Origin of the sequence: Actinoplanes sp. NPDC051633 (genome assembly GCF_040681735.1) — a bacterium.
Taxonomy (GTDB): domain Bacteria; phylum Actinomycetota; class Actinomycetes; order Mycobacteriales; family Micromonosporaceae; genus Actinoplanes.
In genome coordinates this window covers 1-1,222 of the sequence record NZ_JBFAZH010001707.1, presented here as the reverse complement: position 1 = coordinate 1,222, position 1,222 = coordinate 1, and the positions used below count along the sequence as shown (strand labels likewise).

Below are 1,222 nucleotides of genomic sequence, written 5' to 3'. Positions count from 1 at the left end.
CGTCCTCTCCGCGGAGCCGCGCGCCTTTGCGCAGCCAGGATCTGCGAAATATAGCTTCCCAAGGCAGCACGTCGTGTGTCGGCGAACGGTCTTTCCGCTACGGCTCGCGACCCACCGCGCCCGGATGTCGATCTCCGCGCGGCGGGAGAGCGCGGAGCTTTGGGAAGACCGCTGCGATCTGGCAGCAAACTTACGCACCGCGATGTCGCCCGCCGTCACTCTCCGCTATCGCAATGCCACTTTAAGGCGCCGACATCTGCCGAGCGGCCGTCGCTGCCGGCAAATAGAACCATCGACCGGGGGTCGTAGGCTCACTCGGGTGATGCGTCCGTGCTGACCTCCGTCAGCCGGGCGCTGGACCGCGAGTTCACCGCGACGAACCGGACCGACCTCGACTACGCCGACCAGGCTGAGCTGTTCGGCATCGGCCTGATCCTCGGTGCGCTGCCGGGCAACGGTCCGGATCACACCTATGTGCTCCGCGGAAGCACCGGTGGGCTGACCGACGAGCACACCGAGTATCTGGACCTCAGCCCGCACGTCGCCGACGTCCTCGCCATCGGGGGCGCGGGCCGGTGGGAACCGGCGGCCTGATTCCGGTGTGGTCGAGCGCATCGATGGAGGTTGCGCCTCTCGAGTCCAGGTGATCTCATGTGCCGCGGCTGTCCTTCCGGCGCCGGTCGGGAGGCCGTGATGCTCGCTGCGCTTGGTCGATTCGTGTTCCTCCGGCGCTTCCTGGTCATCGCCCTATGGCTGGTGGTCGTGGTGGCCGGCGCTGTGGTCGGCGGCTCCGTCTACGACCGCACGCAGTCGATCGACCCCCTGCCCGCCGGCGCTCCGGCCACTGTCGCGCAGGACCGCGTGAACGCGGTGTCCCCCGAAGGGGAACGACTCGTCGTCGTCATCTCCGGACGTGACGTGGGATCCATTGAACTGATCGACAGTGTCACCCGGATCTCGTACGAAGTGCGCGACCTGCCCGGGGTGGCCGAGGTCGAGGACGCCTACACCACGCCGATGCGGCGGTTCTCCACCGATAACCAGAGCTCCCTGCTCACCGTCGAGCTGGACCCGGGCCTCAGCGACGACGAGGCGTTGCGGGTCGCCGACCAGGTGAGCGCGGTACTGCGCCGCATCGACGCTCCGGAGATTCTCATCGGCGGCGCGTTGCCGGCCGAACGGGACTTCGCCGACCAGGCCGTCCGGGACGCGGCTTTCGGGG

2 protein-coding genes are annotated in these 1,222 nt (G+C 68.3%); both read left to right on the top strand.

Features of this window, described 5'->3' with window-relative positions; genetic code table 11:
• Positions 1-330: 330 nt before the first annotated feature.
• Positions 331-594, top strand: a complete 264-nt coding sequence (locus AB0M20_RS44515; protein ID WP_364307630.1) for a hypothetical protein — start codon at positions 331-333, stop codon at positions 592-594.
• A 99-nt stretch (positions 595-693) separates the two neighbouring features.
• A partial coding sequence (locus AB0M20_RS44510) for an MMPL family transporter (protein WP_364307628.1) occupies positions 694-1,222 on the top strand: 529 nt, incomplete at its 3' end.